The organism is Alkalibacterium putridalgicola (assembly GCF_900109825.1).
In the GTDB taxonomy this organism is placed as follows: domain Bacteria; phylum Bacillota; class Bacilli; order Lactobacillales; family Carnobacteriaceae_A; genus Alkalibacterium; species Alkalibacterium putridalgicola.
This window is the reverse complement of record NZ_FOBL01000001.1, coordinates 196,416-218,821: the sequence shown is the minus strand read 5'-3', so window position 1 is coordinate 218,821 and position 22,406 is coordinate 196,416. Positions and strand designations below refer to the sequence as shown.

Annotated in this window: 23 protein-coding genes and 3 other annotated features; of the genes, 22 read left to right on the top strand and 1 reads right to left on the bottom strand. The window is 40.5% G+C overall.

The window, feature by feature from the left end; genetic code table 11:
* Window positions 1–240: 240 nt before the first annotated feature.
* On the top strand, window positions 241–1,419 hold the full coding sequence (locus BMX84_RS01020) for an IS110 family RNA-guided transposase (protein WP_177165413.1): 1,179 nt from the start codon (window positions 241–243) through the stop codon (window positions 1,417–1,419).
* A gap of 420 nt (window positions 1,420–1,839) precedes the next feature.
* On the opposite strand, the gene BMX84_RS01015 is transcribed toward BMX84_RS01020, so the two are convergent.
* Window positions 1,840–2,304, bottom strand: coding sequence for a GAF domain-containing protein (locus BMX84_RS01015; protein ID WP_091486143.1), 465 nt, complete (start codon window positions 2,302–2,304; stop codon window positions 1,840–1,842).
* Window positions 2,305–2,432: 128 nt separating this feature from the next.
* Between BMX84_RS01015 and BMX84_RS01010 the strand changes: the two genes are divergently transcribed.
* The 21 genes from BMX84_RS01010 to BMX84_RS00915 all read left to right on the top strand — a co-directional run bounded on the left by BMX84_RS01010 (window position 2,433) and on the right by BMX84_RS00915 (window position 22,406).
* The gene (locus tag BMX84_RS01010; protein ID WP_091486141.1) at window positions 2,433–4,154 is read left to right on the top strand and encodes a septation ring formation regulator EzrA; all 1,722 of its coding nucleotides are present in this window, start codon (window positions 2,433–2,435) and stop codon (window positions 4,152–4,154) included.
* A 155-nt stretch (window positions 4,155–4,309) separates the two neighbouring features.
* Window positions 4,310–5,446: a cysteine desulfurase family protein gene (locus BMX84_RS01005; protein WP_091486138.1), complete on the top strand. Its 1,137-nt coding sequence runs from the start codon at window positions 4,310–4,312 to the stop codon at window positions 5,444–5,446.
* A 12-nt stretch (window positions 5,447–5,458) separates the two neighbouring features.
* On the top strand, window positions 5,459–6,676 hold the full coding sequence (gene thiI / locus BMX84_RS01000) for a tRNA uracil 4-sulfurtransferase ThiI (RefSeq protein ID WP_091486136.1): 1,218 nt from the start codon (window positions 5,459–5,461) through the stop codon (window positions 6,674–6,676).
* 69 nt (window positions 6,677–6,745) lie between these two features.
* Window positions 6,746–7,249, top strand: coding sequence for a thiol peroxidase (locus BMX84_RS00995; RefSeq protein ID WP_091486133.1), 504 nt, complete (start codon window positions 6,746–6,748; stop codon window positions 7,247–7,249).
* Between the two features lie 13 nt (window positions 7,250–7,262).
* Window positions 7,263–7,486 (top strand) — a binding site (T-box leader).
* Between the two features lie 63 nt (window positions 7,487–7,549).
* A complete protein-coding gene (locus tag BMX84_RS00990) occupies window positions 7,550–10,180 on the top strand; it encodes a valine--tRNA ligase (protein ID WP_143058649.1) in 2,631 nt (876 codons plus the stop codon).
* A 2-nt stretch (window positions 10,181–10,182) separates the two neighbouring features.
* The gene (locus BMX84_RS00985; RefSeq protein ID WP_091486127.1) at window positions 10,183–10,839 is read left to right on the top strand and encodes an HAD family hydrolase; all 657 of its coding nucleotides are present in this window, start codon (window positions 10,183–10,185) and stop codon (window positions 10,837–10,839) included.
* Between the two features lie 61 nt (window positions 10,840–10,900).
* Window positions 10,901–11,584: a RadC family protein gene (gene radC / locus BMX84_RS00980; protein WP_091486125.1), complete on the top strand. Its 684-nt coding sequence runs from the start codon at window positions 10,901–10,903 to the stop codon at window positions 11,582–11,584.
* Between the two features lie 204 nt (window positions 11,585–11,788).
* Window positions 11,789–11,989 (top strand): cold-shock protein, encoded by a 201-nt coding sequence (locus tag BMX84_RS00975; protein ID WP_034302391.1) that lies wholly within the window; start codon window positions 11,789–11,791, stop codon window positions 11,987–11,989.
* A gap of 214 nt (window positions 11,990–12,203) precedes the next feature.
* Complete coding sequence (locus tag BMX84_RS00970; protein WP_091486122.1) at window positions 12,204–13,214, top strand: rod shape-determining protein; 1,011 nt, start codon at window positions 12,204–12,206, stop codon at window positions 13,212–13,214.
* 165 nt (window positions 13,215–13,379) lie between these two features.
* Window positions 13,380–14,234: a rod shape-determining protein MreC gene (gene mreC, locus BMX84_RS00965; RefSeq protein WP_091486120.1), complete on the top strand. Its 855-nt coding sequence runs from the start codon at window positions 13,380–13,382 to the stop codon at window positions 14,232–14,234.
* Entirely contained in the window at window positions 14,234–14,800 is a 567-nt protein-coding gene (gene mreD, locus BMX84_RS00960) for a rod shape-determining protein MreD (RefSeq protein WP_091486117.1), read from the top strand. Before mreC ends, mreD begins: the two co-directional genes overlap by 1 nt.
* An 18-nt stretch (window positions 14,801–14,818) precedes the next feature.
* Window positions 14,819–15,505, top strand: a complete 687-nt coding sequence (locus BMX84_RS00955; protein WP_091486114.1) for a septum site-determining protein MinC — start codon at window positions 14,819–14,821, stop codon at window positions 15,503–15,505.
* On the top strand, window positions 15,498–16,292 hold the full coding sequence (minD, locus tag BMX84_RS00950; protein WP_091486112.1) for a septum site-determining protein MinD: 795 nt from the start codon (window positions 15,498–15,500) through the stop codon (window positions 16,290–16,292). The genes BMX84_RS00955 and minD overlap by 8 nt, the downstream gene beginning before the upstream one ends.
* Before the next feature lie 23 nt (window positions 16,293–16,315).
* Window positions 16,316–16,552 (top strand) — a binding site (T-box leader).
* A 115-nt stretch (window positions 16,553–16,667) separates the two neighbouring features.
* Complete coding sequence (locus BMX84_RS12670; protein ID WP_146880586.1) at window positions 16,668–17,456, top strand: amino acid ABC transporter substrate-binding protein; 789 nt, start codon at window positions 16,668–16,670, stop codon at window positions 17,454–17,456.
* 18 nt (window positions 17,457–17,474) lie between these two features.
* Window positions 17,475–18,104, top strand: a complete 630-nt coding sequence (locus BMX84_RS12665) for an amino acid ABC transporter permease (protein ID WP_146880588.1) — start codon at window positions 17,475–17,477, stop codon at window positions 18,102–18,104.
* A gap of 15 nt (window positions 18,105–18,119) precedes the next feature.
* A complete protein-coding gene (locus BMX84_RS00940; RefSeq protein ID WP_091486109.1) occupies window positions 18,120–18,764 on the top strand; it encodes an amino acid ABC transporter ATP-binding protein in 645 nt (214 codons plus the stop codon).
* Window positions 18,765–18,869: 105 nt separating this feature from the next.
* Window positions 18,870–18,945: a sequence feature (ribosomal protein L21 leader region), on the top strand.
* A gap of 48 nt (window positions 18,946–18,993) precedes the next feature.
* On the top strand, window positions 18,994–19,305 hold the full coding sequence (gene rplU / locus BMX84_RS00935; RefSeq protein ID WP_091486106.1) for a 50S ribosomal protein L21: 312 nt from the start codon (window positions 18,994–18,996) through the stop codon (window positions 19,303–19,305).
* A 22-nt stretch (window positions 19,306–19,327) separates the two neighbouring features.
* Window positions 19,328–19,669, top strand: coding sequence for a ribosomal-processing cysteine protease Prp (locus BMX84_RS00930; RefSeq protein ID WP_091486103.1), 342 nt, complete (start codon window positions 19,328–19,330; stop codon window positions 19,667–19,669).
* Window positions 19,670–19,685: 16 nt separating this feature from the next.
* A complete protein-coding gene (gene rpmA / locus BMX84_RS00925) occupies window positions 19,686–19,970 on the top strand; it encodes a 50S ribosomal protein L27 (protein WP_091486102.1) in 285 nt (94 codons plus the stop codon).
* A gap of 220 nt (window positions 19,971–20,190) precedes the next feature.
* Window positions 20,191–21,198, top strand: a complete 1,008-nt coding sequence (locus tag BMX84_RS00920) for a class I SAM-dependent methyltransferase (RefSeq protein ID WP_091486099.1) — start codon at window positions 20,191–20,193, stop codon at window positions 21,196–21,198.
* Window positions 21,199–21,215: 17 nt separating this feature from the next.
* Window positions 21,216–22,406, top strand: a complete 1,191-nt coding sequence (locus BMX84_RS00915) for an acetate/propionate family kinase (RefSeq protein WP_091486096.1) — start codon at window positions 21,216–21,218, stop codon at window positions 22,404–22,406.

Genomic DNA, 22,406 nt, shown 5'->3' with positions numbered 1-22,406 from the left:
ATCTTAATAAACAATAAGATTGCTCCGCAATCTAAACCAGGACAGAAAAATCTTTTTATTTTATAATGGTCTCAGGAAACACCAATCCGACTTCTTAATGGGTTTTGCCGAACCTGTTTAATAAACTGGATGACCGTCTTATCTTTTGCAATAAGCCGAATACATCATTGAATGTGGAAATAAAATTACAACATTTTATAAGACGGTTTGTTTCCTAATTTATAGATGGAGGTTATGGTCATGGAAGTGATGATTGAAACATGTTGTGGTATCGATGTGCATCAGAAATCCATCGTTTGCTGTATTCTTGACGGACCTTTAGATACAAACCGACCTAAAAAAATCCAGAAAACTTTTGGCACTAGAACGGATGAACTTCGAGAGGCCCTTCAGTGGCTGGAAGACCATCACGTCACAGATATATTCATGGAAAGTACGGGACAGTACTGGGTGCCCGTGTTTAATATTTTTTCCGAAGGAACAGGGCAGTTGATTTTGGCTAATCCTCAACACATTAAAAATGTGCCCGGGCGTAAGACAGATATGAAAGATGCCGAATGGATTGCGCAACTCGGCCGTTGCGGCTTGATTCAATCGTCTTACATTCCTGCACCTGTAGTTATGGAACTACGTCTGATGACACGCCGTCGGCTGTCTTATACTCAAAAACGAACACAAGCCAAGAATGAATTGCATAATATCCTTCAACGTTCCAATATCAAACTGACGGGTTACTTGTCTGACATTTTTTCCAAAACAGGACAAGCCTTGCTTCAACTATTTATCAACGGTGAAGTGTTAAGTTTGGCGTCTGTCAGTGCCTGTATGCACGGGAAAGTCAAAGCCTCTCCCGAAGATATCCTCCGCGCGATGGACGGAAAACTATCAGTCACTGATCGACAATTACTCGAGGATTCGCTAGATGAATACCGATTTTACAGTGAAAAGATCCAACAGATCGAAGGCCACATCCGTAAGTATATTCTGCTTCATTTTCCGGAGGAATACGACTTGCTGCTAACGATCCCTGGGATAAAAGAACAGGGTGCCGCTGTTATCTTAGCTGAAATTGGTCCAAATACAGAGGGCTTTAAAACAGTGGGTCACCTCGCTTCATGGGCAGGACTATCCCCTGGATCAAATGAAAGCGCGGGAAAAAAGAAATCGTCGCGAATAACCCCAGGAAATAAGTATTTAAAGACCACACTCATTTCCAGCGGGGGCATCGCCGGTCGATCGAAAGATTTTGCTTTTCGATCAGTGTATTACCGCATTTCCAGTAGAGGATCTAAAATGAAGGCTGTGGTAGCCTGTGGTCATAAGTTACTTCGAATCATTTATAAAATTTTAACGGATAAAGTTCCATATAACGAAAAAAGAGCACTAGGTCTGCGGCAACAGCACCTAGCACTCAACTAAAAAAATAAAAATTTACTTGTATTTATTATAGCATGGGGTGTGTTTTTTGCGCTTTTTTGCATTATTATTTTTCAAATAAAAGAAGAAGTCTTGTTTAGCAGGTTGGATTAGTGACTTGAATTTTTTTATGGAAGAATCAAGTTCAGCACATGATAAACGTCCTGAACTTAACTATTTTCTGAAAAAGTGGAGTACAGCACTTTTTGAACGGTCTGAACTCAACGATTCAGTGAAAAAGTGAAGTACAGCAATTTACGGACGTCCTGAACTCGACTATTCACTGAAAAAATGGAGGCAGAACCGATAATGGATATAAAAAGACCAAAAGAAATCTCTCTTTTACAGAAGATTCTTTCGGTCTTTTTATATTTTCATTTTTTCTATTCAGATTACACGTAATAGTAAGAAACGACAGGTCATTTAGATATGCAGGTGCTGCAATAATACACTGACAAATTCTTCCAACATTAAACGGTCCTCTTCTGTGAAGCGGTTTTTAACCGGTGCATCCATATCCAAGACACCAATTTTCTTTCCGTCTTTTATCATAGGCACAACGATTTCAGACTGACTTGCGGCGTCACAGGCGATATGACCAGGGAAAAGGTGAACATCGTCGACGATAAGTGAACGCTGTTCTTTCAAAGCTGTTCCACAGACGCCGTCGCCTTCTTTGATCCTGATACAGGCTACTTTTCCCTGGAAGGGGCCAAGAATCAGTTCATTATCATTTTCATCCCACAGGTAAAAACCTGCCCAGTTGATATTTGAAAACTGTTCTGAGAGGAGTGCAGAGGCGTTACTCAGATTTGCGATCATATTTGTTTCGTCTGCTATAATGGCCGCCAGTTGTTTATTCAGCATGTATTTGATTTCGTTCGACATAAGTTAATCCTTTCTCTATTAAATTTATTTAATTTGCTTGCTAGTATAACATAATTCACTTAAGTTTGATATACTAGACAAAAGAGTGAGAATGCCATAAAAGGCAAAGATGTGTTGGAGGCGAAAGAATGACAGTTGAATTAATCATTACATTAAGTATTGTTATACTTGCTATATTGATCTATACCGTTACATATTTTATCAGAAAGAAACATTACGAGAGAATCGATGAGCTGGATCGCATAAAAAAAGAGTTGTATTCTAAAATGCCTTCGGACAAGATCCGGACTTTAGACAAAATGATGATTACAGGCCAGTCAAAAGAAGTCGCTGACAGTGTCATAGCTGACGTCAATATTATTGAGGGCAAGAATCTCCCGGCTGTCGAATCGCACTTGTTTGATGCTGAACAGGCAACGGACCGGTACCGTTTCAACCAGTCCACCAAAAGCGAACAGAAGGCTGAGGAATTACTGAAAGAGACTGAGGAAAATATCCTGCTCACCTCTGAAAAAATGGATGAACTTTTACAGAGAGAACAGGCAAATCTGCGAAAAATTGATTCGATCAAAAAACGTTATCATAAAGTAAGGAAAGAATTATTGGCGAAGAGCTTTACATTTGGTGAATCGATCAACAGCCTGGAAGATAGGTTGGGTGTAATGGAAAATCTCTTCACTTCGTTTTCTGATTTAACTGCTTCCGGTGACCATGAAGAAGCTAAAAAAGTGGTCAATCAGCTGGAATCCCGGTTGACAGAAATGGAAGCTATGATAGTTTCCATCCCAGAACTCAACAGTAAGATCGAGAATGATTATGAGAAACAGCTTGAGGAAATTAAAGAAGGATACGAAAAGCTGATCGAACAGGATTATATTTTCCCAGAATCTTTTGATATTGAAGAACATATCAGTCAACTGTCAACTAAAATCGTCCAGTTGAAAGGTCTGCTTGCTCAACTTGAATTAGAAGAAATAGAATCTGAACAAGCCAATGTAGAACAGATTATTGATGAGCTGTATGATGCTATGGAAAAAGAAATCAATGCCAAGTACTCACTTGAAAAACTTTTGAGAAAATTACCAAAGATCATTTATTACGTTACAAATCAAAGCAAGGAATTAAGTCTTGAGATCGATCGTATCGGACAGAGCTACCAGCTTTATCAGGGAGAACAGGAAACTTATGGTGAAATGAACAATGCGATGCAGGAACAGAAAAACGTAGTAGCAAGCCTGACCGAACAAATCGAAAAAAATAGTATCGCTTATTCAGATGCTGAAGAACTGCTGCTCCAAGCCTTTAGTCAACTGGAAAACCTCTCACATTCTTACGATACATTGTCAGAGAGTTTGTATGCTTACCGTGATAAAGAAAAAGAAATCAAAAAAGATTTGGAAGAGATGGAGCATGCGCTGAGAGAGATGAAGAGATATATTCAGGGAAAACACCTTCCTGGGCTGCCGGATGATTATCTTGACCTATTCTTTTACACAACGGATCATCTTGAACAGTTGTCAGTGGAATTAGCCAGACCAAGATTGGATCTAGAAGAAGTGACTCGTCTTCATGCCCTTAGTGATGAAGATATCGAGCATCTGGCAGATAAAACAGAAGAGACAGTAGACAATGCGTTACTTACTGAATTGACAAGCCAGCGTCTCTATCGATACAAAGAAGACTATCCTGGAGTCATGGAAACGATCAAGTACAGTGAAGCCTTGTTCCTGGATGAATATAACTATGAAACCTCACTTAAAATGGTGAGAGAGAAACTTGAATCGATAGAACCGGGGGCTTTTGAAGAAGTGAAGTCTCTTTATAAGAAAGAAATGTCAAACGCTCAATAATGACATACACAGACTCTTGGACCGTAGGATGTTTTACGGCTGAGAGTTTTTTTTTAGGTGTGTTTCGATAAGTGACGAATATAGCTTGAAGCTTGTAAGGATTTTGTTATAATATATAGAGTTTGATGATAACGAGAATCAAGAAGAGGTGCAAGATGATTTATTTTGATAATTCTGCAACGACAAAAATCGATCCATCCGTGTTAGCGACGTATCGATCTGTCAGTGAGCAGTACTACGGCAATCCGTCAAGCCTGCATCAGTTGGGAGAGCAGTCGAGGCAGTTATTAACTCAGTCGAGAAAACAGATAGCGGAGTTATTAGATGTCAGCAAAGAAGAGATTTATTTCACCAGCGGCGGAACCGAAGGGGATAATCTGGCTATAAAAGGCACTGCTATAGAAAAGATGGACTACGGACGCCATATCATCACTTCGTCCACTGAACATCCGGCCGTTATCCAAAGCATGGAGCAGCTGGAAGCACTGGGGTGGGATGTTACTTATCTATCAGTTGATGAAAAAGGGCAAATAAGCCTTGAGGAACTCGAGCAGTCACTGAGAAAAGATACGGTTTTAGTATCGTTGATGGCAGTCAACAACGAAACAGGTAGTCTTCAGCCACTTAAAGAAGTAGGAGAACTGCTGGAACTTTATCCGTCTGTGCACTTTCATGTGGATGCTGTTCAGGCTATCGGAAAAATAGATCTGGATTTAAATGAATCAAGAATCGATATAGCTGTCTTTTCCGGTCATAAATTTCATGCACCCAAAGGAACTGGATTTATATATGTGAAGAGTGGAAGAAAACTAGCGCCCCTGTTAAGTGGCGGCGGACAGGAAACAGGTCTTCGAAATGGAACCGAGAATGTTCCTGGCAATGTAGCGCTGGCAAAATCACTGAGATTGCTGATGGAGAATAAAGAGGAGACCGCACAAAAATTATTAGATATGAGGAAATCGCTGTTGGCGTATTTTGCCGACCTTGACAGAGTGACTGTTTTTTCACCAGAAGAAAGTGCTCCCCATATTGTCTGTTTTGGAATAAAAAATATCAAGGGAGAAGTCGTGGTTCATGCCCTTGAAAAACACGGCATTTATATTTCAACAACAAGTGCCTGCTCGAGCAGAAAAAAAGATAATATCCATTCGATCAGAGAAATGGGTTATTCATTAAAAGAAGCGGAGTCTGCCGTACGAATAAGCTGGAGTCAAATAAACACGCTGCAGGAAGTCGATGCATTCAAGAGCGCAGTCGATACCGTTTATTCACAGTTGAAATCAATTGAGTAGAGGAGAACAAATTTGGAAATCACAGAATTAATGATAAGATACGGTGAATTATCCACCAAAGGAAAAAACAAAAAGATATTTATTAAGAAATTAAATAAAAACGTTACAAAAAAACTGAAAAAATATGACCAGGTAAAGGTGAGTTACAATCGCGACCGCATGCATGTCAAACTTCATGGTGAAAATGCTGAACCGATTATTTCAGAATTGAATGACATATTTGGTATACAATCATTTTCGCCTATAGTCAGGGTCGAAAAGTCAGTCGAAGAAGCTGAAAAAGCCGTCATCGAACTGATCAGGAAAAACTATACTCCGGGCATGTCATTCAAGATCAACACCCGACGCTCAGACCATTCATTTGAATACGATACTAACGACATCAATCGCATGCTGGGCACAGCAGTGGAAGATGCTATGGCAGATATCCATGTACAAATGAAAAACCCGACAGTGACCGTTAGGGTCGAAGTTAGAAATAGGGGGATCTTTATATCGGTAGATACCATTCAGGGACAGGGGGGGCTGCCAGTCGGTTCTTCCGGCAAAGGGATGCTTATGCTTTCTGGAGGTATTGATTCACCTGTAGCCGGTTATCTTTCAATGAAAAGGGGCATGGAAATAGAAGCAGTCCATTTTCATAGCCCTCCATACACGAGCCCGCAGGCTTTAAAGAAAGCCAAAGATCTGACGGCCAAGCTGTCTCGTTTTGCTGGAGAAATTATATTTATAGAAGTTCCTTTCACTGAGATCCAGGAACAGATCAAGAAAGAAGTTCCAGATGAGTATTCCATGACGATCACAAGAAGAATGATGATGCGACTGACGGATGAGATCCGTAGAAAACGTAATGGCTTAGCTATCGTTAATGGAGAGTCTCTGGGACAGGTCGCATCCCAGACACTTGAAAGTATGCTGGCGATAAATGCTGTGACCAGCACGCCTGTCCTGCGTCCGCTTATTTCCACAGACAAGAATGATATCATAGATATCGCGAAACAAATCGATACGTATGAACTGGCCGTACAGCCTTTCGAAGACTGCTGTACGATTTTTGCACCAACCAGACCGAAAACGAAACCGAAATTACAGAAAGTGGAAGACTTTGAGAAAGCGATCGACGTTAATGGGTTGATGGACCGCGCATTAGAAGGTATGAAAATCGAAAAGATCGGCATAGAAACGGACGAGAACAAAGAACGCGAAAAAAACTTTGCTGACTTGTTATGATGTTTTAGTTGCAAAACCTCTTCCGAAACAGTTAAACTAAGGGTATACTATAGGAAAGAAGGGGAAACAATGGACGTAATGATGAAAGGTGAAAAATTTCAGACAAACGGACCCGTTCCAGAAGTAGGAGATAACGCTCCTTCCTTTAATCTTAAAAACCTGAACAATGAAGACGTTAAACTTTCCGATTATGAAGGAGAAGTCGTTATTTTAAGTACTTTCCCGGATATAACGACGAGTACGTGTTCAAGACAGACGGATACCTTTAATACAGAAGGTAAAGAGCTGAAAAATACTACAGTCCTCTCGATCTCTGCCAATACTGTTGAAGAGCAGGAAAAGTGGGGGCAGGCAAAAGATGTGGACACTGTTTTACTGCATGACAGCGAACGTACCTTTGCCAAGGAATATGGTCTATATATTGAAGATATGGACAAAATCGCACGTGCCGTATTTGTATTAAATAGACACGGCCAGATCGTTTATAGAGAAATCGTGAAAGAAATGTCCGGTGACCCAAATTACGAAGATGCTTTATCAGCTGCGCGTCACGAAGAAGCTGAACTGAGTTAATATAAATGAATAAATCAAGGCAATGATCATGAGTAGTATCAATAAAGAGGATCTTAGAGAATGGGTGTCTGGTGGAAATCCCTGATCGATCATATTGAGAAGTAGCATGTGAGCTATACAGTGAACAAAGAAGTAGCTGTAACTGGACTGACAGACCATTAAAACTGTTGTTAAGAGATCACTGTTTTTTAAATACAGTGATAATTTAGGTGGTACCGCGAAGCATTCGTCCTATATCCATAGGATGAATGCTTTTTTTATGAGAAAAAAGGAGTGATCATTTTGGAAAAATCGTTAGACATGTCAAAGAAGTATGAGCCGTCAAAAGTAGAAGAAGGGCGTTATGAAAAATGGCTGAAGGAAGATTTGTTCAGACCGGATGGTAAAGGGACAGAACCTTATTCCGTCGTTATTCCTCCACCCAACGTGACCGGAAAGCTGCACTTAGGTCACGCATGGGATACAACACTTCAGGACATCATTATCCGTCAGAAGAGAATGCAGGGATATGATGCATTGTGGCTGCCGGGGATGGATCACGCTGGAATCGCGACGCAGGCAAAAGTAGAAGAAAAACTAGCTCAGGATTCCATTTCAAGATATGACCTGGGTAGAGAGAAATTTCTCGAAAAAGTTTGGGAATGGAAAGAAGAATATGCTGGAAATATCCGCAGACAGTGGTCGAAAGTAGGTATTTCCGTCGATTATTCAAGAGAACGTTTCACTTTAGACGAAGGTCTGAATGATGCTGTAAACAGAGTATTTGTCGACTTATATAATAAAGGACTTATTTATCGCGGCGAATACATTATCAACTGGGATCCCAAGGCACAGACTGCCTTGTCAGACATCGAAGTGGACCATAAAGATGTCAATGGTGCATTCTACCACATCACGTATCCTATCGTGGATGGTGAAGGCGAAGTGGAGATCGCAACGACACGGCCGGAAACCATGCTTGGTGATACAGCCGTAGCTGTTCATCCTGAAGATGAAAGATATCAGCACCTCATAGGTAAAAAAGTGCTGCTCCCAGTGGTCGAAAGAGAACTGACTGTCGTAGCAGACGATTATGTGGACCGGGAGTTCGGGACAGGTGTGGTCAAAATCACTCCAGCACACGACCCGAATGACTTTGAAATAGGTAAACGACATAACCTGGAACAAGTGAATGTCATGAATGATGACGGCTCAATGAATGAACTAGCTGGAAAGTATGAAGGCATGGACCGCTTCGAAGCACGAAAAGCTCTTGTCAAAGATTTGAAGGAAGCCGGCAACCTCATCAAGGTTGAAGAAATGACACATAGCGTCGGTCATTCCGAACGTACAGGTGTGATCGTTGAACCTAGACTATCCACACAATGGTTTGTTAAAATGCAGCCGCTGGCAGAACAGGCGCTGAGAAATCAGCAGACTGAAGACAAGGTCAACTTTGTCCCTGAACGGTTCGAAAAAACATTCAACAACTGGATGGAAAGCGTTCATGACTGGGTCATTTCAAGACAGTTATGGTGGGGGCACCGCATCCCAGCCTGGTATCATAAAGAAACCGGTGAACTGTATGTGGGAGAAACAGCTCCAGAAGACAGCGAAAACTGGGAGCAGGACAATGATGTTCTGGATACATGGTTCAGTTCAGCTTTGTGGCCGTTTTCTACCATGGGATGGCCGGATACAGATTCAGAAGACTTCAAAAAATATTTTCCGACTAGTACGCTGGTTACGGGCTATGATATCATCTTTTTCTGGGTCAGCCGCATGATTTTCCAGAGTCTGGAATTTACCGGCAAGGCGCCGTTCAAGAATGTACTGATCCATGGATTGATTCGAGATGAACAGGGCAGAAAAATGAGCAAGTCGTTAGGCAACGGTATCGATCCGATGGAAGTCATCGATCAGTACGGCGCTGATGCCTTGAGATGGTTCTTATCCAATGGTTCAGCACCTGGGCAAGATGTGCGCTTCAGTTATGAAAAAATGGATGCTTCTTGGAACTTCATCAACAAGATCTGGAATGCCAGCCGCTATGTTATCATGAATCTCGAAGATTTCTCATTTGAGGATATCGATCTTTCGGGAGAAAAATCTATAGCAGACAAATGGATACTCGCTCGCTTGAATCAGACGATCAGACAGGTGACTGAGCTGTTTGAAAAATTTGAATTTGGTGAAGCCGGCAGAAGACTGTATACCTTTATCTGGGATGATTATTGTGACTGGTATATTGAAATGAGTAAAGAACTGCTTATTCAGGGTACAGATGAACAGAAAGTGACGACCCAATCTGTCCTGGTCCATGTACTGGATCAGACACTGCGTCTCCTGCATCCTATCATGCCGTTTGTGACAGAAGAGATATGGGAACATATCCCGCATGAAGGTCAGTCTCTTGTCGTTGCAGAATATCCTGAAACGGTAAGTGAGTTTGACGATCAGGAAGCGATAACCAACATGGAGATGCTTATTGAACTGATCCGTTCTGTTCGTTCCATTCGTCTGGATGCCAATCGTCCGCTATCTAAAAAGATCGATATCCTGATAAAAACTAAAGGTGAAAAAGAGAAAGCCTTCTTAGTCGAGAACCGTTCCTTTATCGAACGTTTCTGTAATCCCAATGAACTGGTGATCGATACGGAAGTGGAAATACCTGGAGAAGTGAAGTCCGCAGTCATTTCTGGAGCGGAAGTATATCTTCCACTAGCGGGTCTAGTCGATATTCAGGAAGAAATCCAGCGTCTGGAACAGGAAAAAGCCAAATGGCAGCAGGAAATGGATAGAGTAGAGAAGAAACTGGCGAATGAAAAATTCGTGCAGAATGCACCCGAAAAAATCGTGAATGCTGAAAAAGAAAAAGGACAAGATTACAAAGAGAAGTACGAGGCGGTAACGAACCAGATCAAAAAATTAAAGCAAGTCAAAGAAGGGTAAACATGAATAAAGTAGTCGTATTTGACATGGATGGTTTGATGTTTGATACAGAACCACTATACTATAAAGCGAATCAGAAAACGGCTGATGCCTTAAGCATTCCGTTTGACTATTCCTTTTATGAGAAGTATATCGGAGCAAGTGAAACTGATTTTTTCCAGGCCATGTTTGATCAGTTTCCTAAAAATAATGTCCAGCAGTTCATTATTGACAGCAAAAAAGATGTTGAGGACCTTCTGTCATCTGAACCGCCTGCGATAAAAAAAGGCCTAGTCGAACTGCTCGCTCATTTAAAAGAGCAGGGGTATAAGACGGTCGTGGCTTCCAGTTCAGAACGGAAGTTAGTGGAAAAACTTTTAGAGCTGACCGATCTCAAAGGCTACTTCGATGCGTATATTGGAGGAGACGAAGTCCCGAAATCCAAGCCTCATCCTGAAATATTCCAGAAAGCAGTCCAGCTTGTCGGGGATGTACAGTCTGATGTGCTGGTTCTTGAAGATTCGCTCAATGGTGTTCGGGCAGCATATGAAGCCGGTCATAAAGTAGTCATGGTCCCCGATCTTTTAAAACCGTCGGAAGAAGCTAAAGCTAAAGCATTAGAAATCTGTGAGGATTTGGAGAAAATTCTTATCAAAATAAAAAGTGAGAATTTTTTTTAAATGACAGTATATATTGAAGAGAAGATAAAATCTTCTCTTCTTTTTTATTGGAGGGAATTCTATGCTTAATCAGAAATTTGTTGATGTTCCACAAGAGTCAAGACCTAGAGAAAGGATGGCCGAATATGGTCCTGAAGCACTCGCTAACCATGAACTGCTGGCAATACTGCTTCGAACGGGAACAAGAGATCAGAATGTCCTGCAGCTTAGCATGCAGGTTTTTTCAAACTTTGATGATTTGTACATGTTCAAAAATGCTACTCTGGAAGAACTTTTAGCCATACCGGGAATAGGGAAAGCAAAAGCCTTCGAACTGTTGGCAACGATCGAATTGGGTAAGCGTCTGGCTAAAACAACAGTTCTAAAAGAAGGAGCAGTCACGTCTAGCCAGTATGTAGGAAAGCTGTTACTGGAAGAACTGAAAGGCTTGCAGCAGGAACTGGTGGTGGGGTTATTTTTAAATACAAAGAACGAAATAATAAAAAAAGAAACGATTTTTAAAGGTGGGTTGAATTCTAGTGTTGCTCATCCAAGAGAGATATTCAAAGCGGCTATAAAATATTCCTCCGCACGTATAATCATAGCCCATAATCATCCTTCCGGGAATCCTGAACCTTCAGACGCTGACCTGCGATTTACAGAGAGGATGTGTGAAGTGGGAAAAATCGTCGGTATAGAACTTCTTGATCATTTCATTATTGGGGAGGACCAGTACATCAGTCTGAAAGAATATGGAGCTTTGTGAATTCCGATGCTTTTGACAGAGTGGTCATAAGATATTTCCCATAAAAAAGTGCTAAATACTTGCACAAAATAATATGGCGTGGTACTATGAATTTAGCATTTTGTTAGGGAAAGAAAAAAGTAATGTGTAATAACATTCCGATTCGTACCTATAGCAATAATGTGAAATAAATTGTGCTTTAAGGCACGAGGAGGAACAGTAAACATGGAAAACGGTACAGTAAAATGGTTTAACGCAGAAAAAGGATTTGGATTTATCGAGCGCGAAGGTGCAGACGATGTATTCGTACACTTCTCAGCTATCAACGAAGAAGGATTCAAATCATTAGAAGAAGGTCAAGCAGTTACTTTCGATATCGAAGAAGGCGCACGCGGACCTCAAGCAGCTAACGTAGAAAAAGCTTAATACTAAACTATTATAATTTTTTTAACCGAGTAGGGTATCTATCCTGCTCGGTTTTTTAGTGCACAGAAATAATTAATGTGACGTTTCAAATATTAAATTTAAAATAAAGTGTAAGTTAGCTAGTGCATATTGATTAATAAAAAGGTACAATTGTATAATGTAAGTTTAGGATTTATTATGCTAGTATGTGAAAGTGTTGAAAGGAGATTTTTTAGTGTTCTGGTTCAGAAAAAAAGGGGTCGGTATTGATTTAGGTACCGCTAATACAAATGTTTATATAGAAGGAAAAGGTATCGTCCTTGGCGAACCTTCAGTTGTAGCTAAAGATAAAACAAATGATGAAGTCGTATCTGTTGGTATAGATGCTCAAAAAATGATAGGTCGTACACCTGGTAGTATCGTTGCCTTGCGTCCGATGAAAGATGGCGTAATCGCAGATTTCGATACAACAGCAGCCATGCTTGAATACTTCATAACGAAAGCCGTAGGAAAACGTGGTTCTAAACCTGAAGTCGTTGTCTGTGTTCCCGGTGGTGGAACAGAAGTTGAAAAGAGAGCCATCATCGATGCGGCAAAAATGGCTGGAGCGAGAGATGCCTACTTGATAGAAGAACCGTTTGCTGCTGCAATAGGAGCAGGGTTACCTGTCAATGAACCTACAGGCAGCATGGTCGTGGATATCGGAGGCGGGACCACTGACGTTGCTACGATATCATTAGGCGGGATCGTCAGTAGCCGTACGATCAAAATGGCGGGTGATCAAATGGATCAGTCCATCATTCAATACATCAGAAACAAATATAATCTGCTCATAGGAGAACGAACGGCTGAAGCTGTGAAAATGGAATTGGGCAGTGCCTCTATTGAAGCTGCTAAAGACATGGGCTCTATGGATATTCGCGGGAGGGACTTATTGACCGGTTTACCTAAGACGATATCGATTCCGGCTATCGATGTGGCAGAAGCCATCAAAGAAGTGATCGAAAGTATTCTTGTCGCTGTGAAGGGGACCCTTGAAGATACATCGCCTGAAATCTCAGCGGATGTTATCGACCGTGGTATCGTCTTGACAGGGGGCGGCGCTTTGTTGAAGCATCTAAGCGATGTTATTGCAGAAGAAACAGATGTTCCTGTATTTGTTGCAAGCAATCCTTTAGATTGTGTAGCGATAGGGACCGGTGAAGCATTGAACCACATGAATATATATAGAAAGCAATCGAGATAAATATGTAAACTAGCGGGAAGATATTCTTCCCGCTAGTTTAATGATGCCGTGTATGCGTGTTCTAAAATTAGACACATATACCAGCTCTTCATTTCAAACTGCCTCTACGAACTGACTATAATCTATGGTAAAATAAGCGAAGTTAAATTATAAGAGGTGTCACAATTGAACCAGTTTTTTACAAATAAAAAATTAATCGTCTTGCTTATCAGTGTGATCATGTTTGTTTCGCTGATTTCGTTATCCATGCGAAACACAGGGAACATCCCTTTTTTTCAACAGGCGACCAACGACATTACTGCGGTTCTGGGAAGGATCTATTCCAAACCTGCCAATGCTATAATCGGCGTGTTTGATTCGATAGATGATCTACAGGATACGTACACTGAAAATCAGAGATTAAAAATAGAAATCGATCAGATATATGAACGTCAAGCAGAATTGAATACACTAAAAGATGAGAACGCTCGCTTGGAAGAAGAACTGGATCTGAAACAGTCTTTAACCGATTACCGGACCATCTCAGGGACCGTAATCTCTCGAAATCCGGATAACTGGGTCGACCAGTTAGTTGTTGATCGCGGAAGTCAGGATGGAGTGGAAGTTGGGATGCCTGTCATGTCCGGAAATGGTCTGATCGGTCGTATCGCTGAAACAAGTCCGACCAGTTCAAAAGTCGTTCTACTGACAAACATCGAGCAGACAGCTAATCAGGTTTCTTCAGAAATCGTCATGGAAGATGAGACAGTATACGGAATAATCAGCGACTATGATGCGGATGCGAATCAGCTTCTGATGTCTCAGATTACATCAACGGTAGAAATCAGCGAAGGGGAACTTGTGACCACTTCCGGTTTGGGTGGAACTATCCCACGAGGTCTGGTTATCGGTGAAGTGGAAGAGGTCTCAATGGATTCACATGGCCTTGCTCAACAGGTATATGTAAAACCTTCAGCTGATTTTAACGCTATCCGTTTTGTAACCATTATCCATCGTATGGCCGAGAGCGGTGAAGAGTGATGACTAACTGGAAAAAAATAACGATTCCCGTTTTTCTACTGTTTTTCACTTTGCTCATAGACGGAGGGTTGTCGTATTTATTTCGTGAACAGTTAAGTACGTCTTTCGGTGTAATGATCCCCAGACTGGTCATTATTACACTTATCATGCTTTCTTTCTATCTGGAACCAAAGCAGTTGTTCATCCTTGCTTTTGTTTTCGGTTTTATTTATGACAGTTACTACAGTGGGATTTTAGGCATATATATTGCAGCATTTGTGTTGATTCCATATCTGGTCATTCAAATCCGCCAGATAATCAATCCTTACTTCTCTGCTATATTGCTGATTAATATTGTTGTACTGACTTTAATGGAATTATTTGTTTTTAGTGTGTACAGAGTCATCGGACTGTCCGATATGACGCTGCAACTCTTCCTGGTCAGTCGCTTGAATGGCACATTGATATTCAATACACTTGCTTTTATAGTCATTGGGTATCCGCTCAAGGAATGGATCAAAGTGTTAGTCAGCTTAGAAGAAAACAAGGCTGGATCGAGTAGAAAAAACAATGTATCAATAAGATAAAACTAGAGGTGGAACAGAATGAAGAGTGCGGTATCACTAAAAGGGACCCAAGAAGGTTATCAGCTTATTATTCAGTCTTCAGCTTCCCTGCAGGATGTGTATGAAGAACTGGAAACATTAACATTACAGATGAAAAAAGATTCTCATACTGGGAGAAAAATCAATTTTCATGTCAAAACGGGTCAGAGAGAATTAACAGATGCAGAAAAAGAAAAGGTATCAGCAATCGTTGAAGATGAGTATTTTAAAGTCTCATCATTTGAATCAGAAGTTTTGTCGCTGGAAAAGTGTCTGCAGTGGCATAAAGAAGCGAGTCCCACGCTGGAAGTTAGGACAGTTCGAAGTGGACAGATCGTCGAGGCTGAAGGAGACATGCTGCTCATTGGTGTTGTTCACCCTGGAGGCATGGTTCGTGCCACGGGAAGTATTTATATTATAGGAGAACTGAAAGGCATTGCACATGCAGGGGTCTATGGGAAAGAAAGTGCTGTTGTCGTTGCTAATTTCCGGTATAATGCACAAGTACGGATAGGAGACAATGTTCATGTCATAGAAAAAAAAGATCAGCTAACGGATGAAGATTCTGACACAACAGAATTTGTATATGTTAATGACTTACATATCATTGAAGTTTCCAGCTTGGAAAACTTAAAAACTATTCGACCAGAAATAGGTAAACATGCAGGAGGTATTTATAATGGGTAAAGCCATAGTTATAACATCAGGTAAAGGTGGAGTAGGCAAGACGACTTCAACCGCAAATATTGGAACAGCACTGGCGCTTCAAGGGAAAAAAGTATGTCTCGTTGATATGGATATAGGGTTGAGAAACCTTGATGTTATTTTGGGTTTGGAAAACAGAATAATATATGACATCATCGATGTGGTAGAAGGAAGAGCAAAGCTTCATCAGGCACTTATAAAAGATAAACGTTTCAACGATCAGCTTTTCCTTCTTCCGGCAGCTCAACATGCAGATAAAAATGCAATAAATGAGATCCAGATGGTGGATATGGTCGAAGAACTGAAAAAAGACTTTGAGTATATTTTAATCGATTGTCCGGCAGGCATTGAACAAGGGTTTAAAAATTCCATTGCTGCTGCTGATGATGCTATTTTAGTCACGACGCCAGAAATTTCTGCTATCAGAGATGCGGACAGGATCATCGGACTGATAGAACAAACGGCTATAGAAGCACCTCAGCTTGTAATCAATCGTATCCGTAAAGGAATGATGGAAGCAGGAGATGTTATGGACGTAGAAGAAATCACCCGTCATCTGTCTATTAAACTGTTGGGGATCATCTTTGAAGATGATGAAGTTGTTCGGGCATCCAATAAAGGGAACCCTGTTGTGTTAGACCCCAACCACCCGTCATCGCAAGGCTATCGTAATATTGCAAGAAGAATACTTGGCGATACGGTACCTCTCATGACGATGAAAGAAGAAAAAGTAAGTATTTGGAAAAAAATATTTGGCTTTGGAAAATAAATATGCTATGATATAAAAAATAATAAATAGCTATGATGAGAAAAAGTAAAAGTCACTCCTTTTCAGAGAGGTTACGGTCGGTGAGAGTAACTATAGGCGTACTTTGAAAACACATCTCTAAGCTAAAAGCTGAACTCGAGTAGGCTTATCGGATGCACCCGTTATCGTGCCAGCGTTTAGTCGTTTTGAACGTGTTGAGGTGACGATTTTTTATATTGTCACGAATAAAGGTGGGACCACGATATGTAATCGTCCTTTAATTCTCTTATATAAGAGGATTAAAGGGCGTTTTTTTTGTTTGTACAGGAACTGCAGTCTTGTATGAACACTTGCTGTAGAACTAAAAAAGTATAAATAACTCTAGGAGGAACACGAATGAAAAATTCAAAAATGCTATTAATGGGATTGATTGTTTCTGGAATCGTCTTAACAGGATGTCAGACTAATGAGACAGAAAGCAGTACAGATGAAAAGGCTTATGTGGTTGGTTTGGATGATACCTTTGCTCCAATGGGATTCAGAGATGATGAGGGCGATCTGGTTGGCTTCGATATCGACCTGGCAGAGGCCGTAGCTGATGACTTGGGGTATTCCATCAGCTTTCAGCCTATCGATTGGGCTATGAAAGAGACCGAACTAAACACGGGTAATATCGATATGATATGGAATGGTTATACGATTACTGATGAACGTGCTGAAAAAGTAGACTTTGGCACACCATATCTGGAGAATAGTCAACTGATCGTTACCTTAGAGGAAAACGGGATCGATTCTAAATCTGATTTGGCTGGCAAAAAAGTTGCTGCCCAGCAGTCATCGAGTGCCATAAGTGCAATTGAGAGCGATCCATCTGATATCATGAGTGAATTTGATAATAGCGAAGTCATACAGTTCCCATCAAATAATGATGTGTTCAATGACCTGATATCCGGTCGAAGTGAAGCCATTGTGGTGGATGAAACGCTGGGAAGATTCTATATGTCACAGAATCCGTCACCGGATTACAAAGTGCTGGAAGAGGATTTTGGCAAAGAAGAATATGCAGTAGGCTTCAGGCAGGATGATGATGCATTGAGAGAAGAATTTAATGCATCTTTAGAAAGACTCATGGAAGATGGAACGTACGATGATATTTATCAGGAATGGTTCAGTGAACAGGAATAATTTATAGGAGTGAAAGTTATGTTATGGTCAGCCTTGCCTTCGATCATTGGAGGCTTAGAGTTAACGTTGAAGTTGTTCGGGTTAGTACTGGTGCTTTCACTGCCGATTGGGTTGGCAGTGGCAGTTATAAAAGTGTATGGACCTAAATTTTTACAGGGTATCATTACGCTCTATATATATGTAATGCGGGGAACACCGTTGCTGCTTCAGTTAATGTTTGTATTCTTCGGCTTACCTTACATCGGCTTGACACTTGACCGGTTCCCAGCCGCTGTTTTTGCTTTCGTCCTGAATTATGCTGCTTATTTCGCAGAGATATTCAGAGGTGGCATGGTAGGTGTACCGACTGGTCAGTTTGAAGCACTGAAAGTGCTTGGTATCAGCCACTTTAAAGGGTACCGGAAAGTCATCTTTCCACAGGTTTTGAAAACCACATTGCCCAGCATAGGAAATGAGGTACTGGCATTGGTGAAAGATACCTCTCTTGTTTATATTTTAGGATTAGGAGAAGTATTGAGAGCTGGCCAGATAGCAGCTAATCGCTATGCATCGCTGATTCCGTTTATATTCGTAGGTATTCTTTACCTTATTGTCACCGGCATTATTTCATATCTGTTGAATAAAATCGAGAAACAGTACCAAATATAAAAAGGGGGGAACGAGATGCTTGTCATAGAAAACCTGGGTAAAAAAATGAATGGTATCGATTTGATCAAAGATTTCTCATTAACAGTCAGGAAGAGAGAGATCGTATCCATAGTAGGGGAATCGGGATCAGGCAAGACGACTTTTATCCGATTGCTGAACCAGCTGGATATGCCAGATGAAGGACAAATCAAACTTGACGATGATGTTTTATTTACTAGCCAGGAAAGCGATAAAAAAGTAAACAAAAAAATTGGACTGGTTTTTCAGGATTTTCAGCTATTTCCTAATCTGACAGTTAAAGAAAACTGCACACTCAGTCCGGTCCTCAATAAGGATCTCAGTAAAAAAGAAGCGGAAATAAAAGCTGAAGAATTACTGAAAAAATTAGCTATCTTTGACAAACAGGAAGCATACCCTAAAGAGTTGTCAGGGGGACAGAAGCAGCGTGTAGCTATAGCACGGGCGCTTATGCTGGAACCGCAGATTTTATGTCTGGATGAACCTACTTCTGCACTGGATCAGGAGACTGCCAACCGGTTCGGTGAGCTGCTCATGTCCATCATCAAGAATGATGTCGGAGTCATTATGATCACCCATGATATAAATTTTGCTGAAAAGTTCAGTGATCGAATCGTTTCTTCCCGAAATTTTTTAAAATGAACGTGTACTCAATTGAAACTGGGTATCAGCTGTCATGGATATTAATTTAATGATTGACTATGGCAGTGTGATTTGGTATGCTAGTAATGTTGTAAATGTGTAGCACCACAACTACAACCGCTCGTATATAAGTCTGAAAAGTAGGAGACTGCTACTTATAACGGCGAGTCTAAGTGCTTAAGAATAAAACTGAACGTTTTATTCATTAATTAAAGGAGGTGCAGCAAACATGTACGCAATTATCAAAACAGGTGGAAAACAGTTTAAAGTTGAAGAAGGCCAAGATATCTTCGTAGAAAAATTAGACGGAGAAGCTGGTGATTCAGTTACTTTTGACGAAGTTTTGTTTGTTGGAGGAGATAATACTGTAGTAGGTAATCCCTTCATCGAAGGCGCGTCTGTAGAAGGTAAGATCGAGAAACAAGGTCGTGCTAAAAAAGTAACGACTTACAAATACCGTCGCAGAAAAGATTCCCATAATAAAAAGGGACATCGTCAGCCTTATACAAAAGTTTCTATCACATCAATCAAATCAAACTAATCATTGAGAAAGTGAGACTGAAATGATAGATATTCAATTTCGCCGTAAAGGTTCAAATTTTATGTCAGTCGAAATGTCTGGACATGCTGAAGCTGGCCCGTACGGTTATGATGTTGTCTGTGCTGCCGTTTCAGCCTTAAGTATCGGAACAGTCAATAGTCTGTCAGAGATAGCTGAAATACCCGTAGAGGTCGTTTCTGCTGAAGATTCTGGCGGCTATCTGGAATTTACTATTCCTGCTGGTATTTCTCAAAAACAAATGGAAACAGGCCAGATACTCATGAAAAGCCTTCATCTGTCTTTAAAAAGTATAGAAGAAGAATACAGTGAGTATGTGAAAATTAATTCCCTAAAAGGGAAATAATGGAGGTGCATTGAATATGTTGAAAATGAATCTACAATTTTTCGCTCATAAAAAAGGTGGCGGTTCAACAACCAACGGCCGTGATTCACAATCAAAACGTTTAGGAGCTAAACGTGGAGATGGACAAGTTGTCTCTGGAGGATCTATTTTATTCCGCCAACGTGGAACTAAGATCTACCCAGGTGAAAACGTGGGTCGAGGTGGAGACGACACTTTATTCGCTAAAATTGATGGTGTTGTTCGCTTTGAACGTAAAGGAAAAAACAAAAAGCAAGTTTCTGTTTATCCTGTAGCAAACTAATTATCATATAAATTGGAATCATAAATCTAATCGATTTTGGTTCCTTTTTTTCTATCATAAAAACTGACACCCTGTCATAATGTGATTCAGAGCTTACATATGTTTAGCTTAAATCTTGTACATGACAAACGAATAAGTTAAAATAAAAGTAGAGTACTATGGGATTTTTATTCACTATCTTAATTTAAGGGTAAGGAATGAACATGAAAGGATCGTTGCAGTGGATACATCCAAAGTAGAGAAGTTTTATACTGTATTACTAGAATCGACACGTCTTCTCAAAGAAGATCTGGATTCGACGTTTATGGAAGCCTTTATTGAATCCGGTGAAAATATCCTGGATAAAGGAAAGGTGCATGTTGAAGATGGTCTTCCACACGCAGAAACAAGAGATAAGTTAAGAGAGTTGTATGATTCTATATCGATCGAAGGGTTATCACTGGAGGAAAAGAAAAAAGCTATCCAGATGATGCTGATCAGTATAGTGAAAGAGGATCAGCTGCAAGTGAATCATCAGCCGACCCCGGATGGCATCGGAGTCATCATATCCTATTTCATAGATCTTTTCTTTGAAACAGATGAACCCCTCCATCTTGCAGATTTGTCTGTTGGAAGTGGCAACTTGATCTATACACTGTTTACAACACTCTTTTCACAAAATGAACAGATGAAATTAACAGGTGTAGACAATGATGAACTCCTTATATCGCTGGCGTCAACGATTTCAGCATTACTTGCTATACCTGTTCAATTAATGCATCAGGATGCACTGCAGCCGTTGTTACTGGATCCTGTAGACATCATGGTCTCTGACCTGCCTGTGGGATATTATCCGAAAGATATTAAAAATGGGGAATTCCAGACACGTTTTGAAGAGGGTTATTCCTACAGTCACTACTTACTCATAGAACAGGGATTTAAGTATTTAAAAGAGAGTGGGTATGCATTTTATCTATTGCCGACGAATGTATTTGAATCAGAAGAAGTGAAAAGCCTGCTGAAATTTGTTCATTCTGTCGGTCATGTTCAGGCTATCATCCATATGCCGCTGGAATGGTTCAGTTCGGTCAAGTCCAGAAAGTCACTGTTCATTGTTCAGAAAAAAGGTGAAGACAGTAAACAGGTAGATGAAGTCCTTGTATCTGACGTACCTAACATTAAAAATCAGCATGTATTCAATGAGTTCATTTTAAGTATAAAAAAATGGAAAAAAGAGCAGCAAATATAAAAAAGGGAGCGAACATTATGTCAAAAACTATTGCAATCAATGCAGGAAGTTCGAGTTTGAAATGGAAATTATTTACAATGCCTCAGGAAGAAGAACTGGCATCTGGTGTCGTTGAACGTATCGGCTTGAATGATTCTATTTTCACCATCAAATATAACGATGGAGAAAAGTACAAGCAGGTCGTCGATATTGCCGATCATGAAGTAGCCGTTGAAATGCTATTGGAACAGTTGATCGAACTAGGCATTATTAAAGACTTTAATGAAATCACGGGTGTTGGTCACCGTGTCGTTGCGGGTGGTGAAATATTCAAGGACTCTGCTTTAGTTACAGATGAAGTGGTTGAACAAATCGAAAGTTTATCTGAATTTGCACCATTGCACAATCCTGCCAACGCGACAGGAATCAAAGCTTTCCGAAAAATTTTACCTGATATCACTAGTGTCGCAGTATTCGATACGTCATTCCATCAGACCATGCCTAAAGTAAACTATCTGTACAGTATTCCTTTAGAGTACTATGAGAAACATAATGCTCGTAAATACGGTGCTCATGGTACAAGTCATAAATATGTTGCCCAGCAGGCAGCCGACATGCTGGAAAAACCGATCGAGGACCTTAAAATCATTACGTGTCATTTAGGTAACGGTGCTTCCATTACTGCTGTCGATGGTGGTAAATCAGTAGATACATCTATGGGATTCACACCATTAGCAGGTGTCACGATGGGTACACGTTCAGGAGATATCGATGCATCATTACTGCCATTCTTAATGGAAAAAGAAGGTATTGAATCAATCGAGGACATGATTTATATTCTAAATAACGAATCTGGATTAAAAGGCCTTTCCGGTATTTCAAGTGATATGAGAGATCTGGAAGATGCTGAAGAAACTAATGAACGTGCAGCGTTGGCTCTGCGTATATTTGAAGATAGAGTCAAAAAATATATTGGTTCATATGTGGCAACCATGAATGGCGTCGATGCTATCGTCTTTACTGCAGGCATCGGTGAAAACGGACCGGAAACACGTGAGAATATCATCAATGGGATCTCATATTTCGGTGCTGAAATCGATAAAGAAAAAAATAACGTACGTGGTAAACAACGCATTATTTCCACAGATGATTCTAAAGTGAAAGTACTTCTCATCCCAACTGATGAAGAAGTCATGATTGCCCGCGATGTAGAAAAATTAAGCAAGTAA

Excerpts from the sequence above, each read along its gene's own strand:
- BMX84_RS01020 (WP_177165413.1), top strand. The coding sequence starts at position 241 with ATGGAAGTGATGATTGAAACATGTTGTGGTATCGATGTGCATCAGAAA.
- BMX84_RS01015 (WP_091486143.1), bottom strand. The coding sequence starts at position 2,304 with ATGTCGAACGAAATCAAATACATGCTGAATAAACAACTGGCGGCCATT.
- BMX84_RS01010 (WP_091486141.1), top strand. The coding sequence starts at position 2,433 with ATGACAGTTGAATTAATCATTACATTAAGTATTGTTATACTTGCTATA.
- BMX84_RS01005 (WP_091486138.1), top strand. The coding sequence starts at position 4,310 with ATGATTTATTTTGATAATTCTGCAACGACAAAAATCGATCCATCCGTG.
- BMX84_RS00995 (WP_091486133.1), top strand. The coding sequence starts at position 6,746 with ATGGACGTAATGATGAAAGGTGAAAAATTTCAGACAAACGGACCCGTT.
- BMX84_RS00990 (WP_143058649.1), top strand. The coding sequence starts at position 7,550 with ATGTCAAAGAAGTATGAGCCGTCAAAAGTAGAAGAAGGGCGTTATGAA.
- BMX84_RS00985 (WP_091486127.1), top strand. The coding sequence starts at position 10,183 with ATGAATAAAGTAGTCGTATTTGACATGGATGGTTTGATGTTTGATACA.
- radC (WP_091486125.1), top strand. The coding sequence starts at position 10,901 with ATGCTTAATCAGAAATTTGTTGATGTTCCACAAGAGTCAAGACCTAGA.
- BMX84_RS00975 (WP_034302391.1), top strand. The coding sequence starts at position 11,789 with ATGGAAAACGGTACAGTAAAATGGTTTAACGCAGAAAAAGGATTTGGA.
- mreD (WP_091486117.1), top strand. The coding sequence starts at position 14,234 with ATGACTAACTGGAAAAAAATAACGATTCCCGTTTTTCTACTGTTTTTC.
- BMX84_RS00955 (WP_091486114.1), top strand. The coding sequence starts at position 14,819 with ATGAAGAGTGCGGTATCACTAAAAGGGACCCAAGAAGGTTATCAGCTT.
- minD (WP_091486112.1), top strand. The coding sequence starts at position 15,498 with ATGGGTAAAGCCATAGTTATAACATCAGGTAAAGGTGGAGTAGGCAAG.
- BMX84_RS12670 (WP_146880586.1), top strand. The coding sequence starts at position 16,668 with ATGAAAAATTCAAAAATGCTATTAATGGGATTGATTGTTTCTGGAATC.
- BMX84_RS12665 (WP_146880588.1), top strand. The coding sequence starts at position 17,475 with ATGTTATGGTCAGCCTTGCCTTCGATCATTGGAGGCTTAGAGTTAACG.
- BMX84_RS00940 (WP_091486109.1), top strand. The coding sequence starts at position 18,120 with ATGCTTGTCATAGAAAACCTGGGTAAAAAAATGAATGGTATCGATTTG.
- rplU (WP_091486106.1), top strand. The coding sequence starts at position 18,994 with ATGTACGCAATTATCAAAACAGGTGGAAAACAGTTTAAAGTTGAAGAA.
- BMX84_RS00930 (WP_091486103.1), top strand. The coding sequence starts at position 19,328 with ATGATAGATATTCAATTTCGCCGTAAAGGTTCAAATTTTATGTCAGTC.
- rpmA (WP_091486102.1), top strand. The coding sequence starts at position 19,686 with ATGTTGAAAATGAATCTACAATTTTTCGCTCATAAAAAAGGTGGCGGT.
- BMX84_RS00915 (WP_091486096.1), top strand. The coding sequence starts at position 21,216 with ATGTCAAAAACTATTGCAATCAATGCAGGAAGTTCGAGTTTGAAATGG.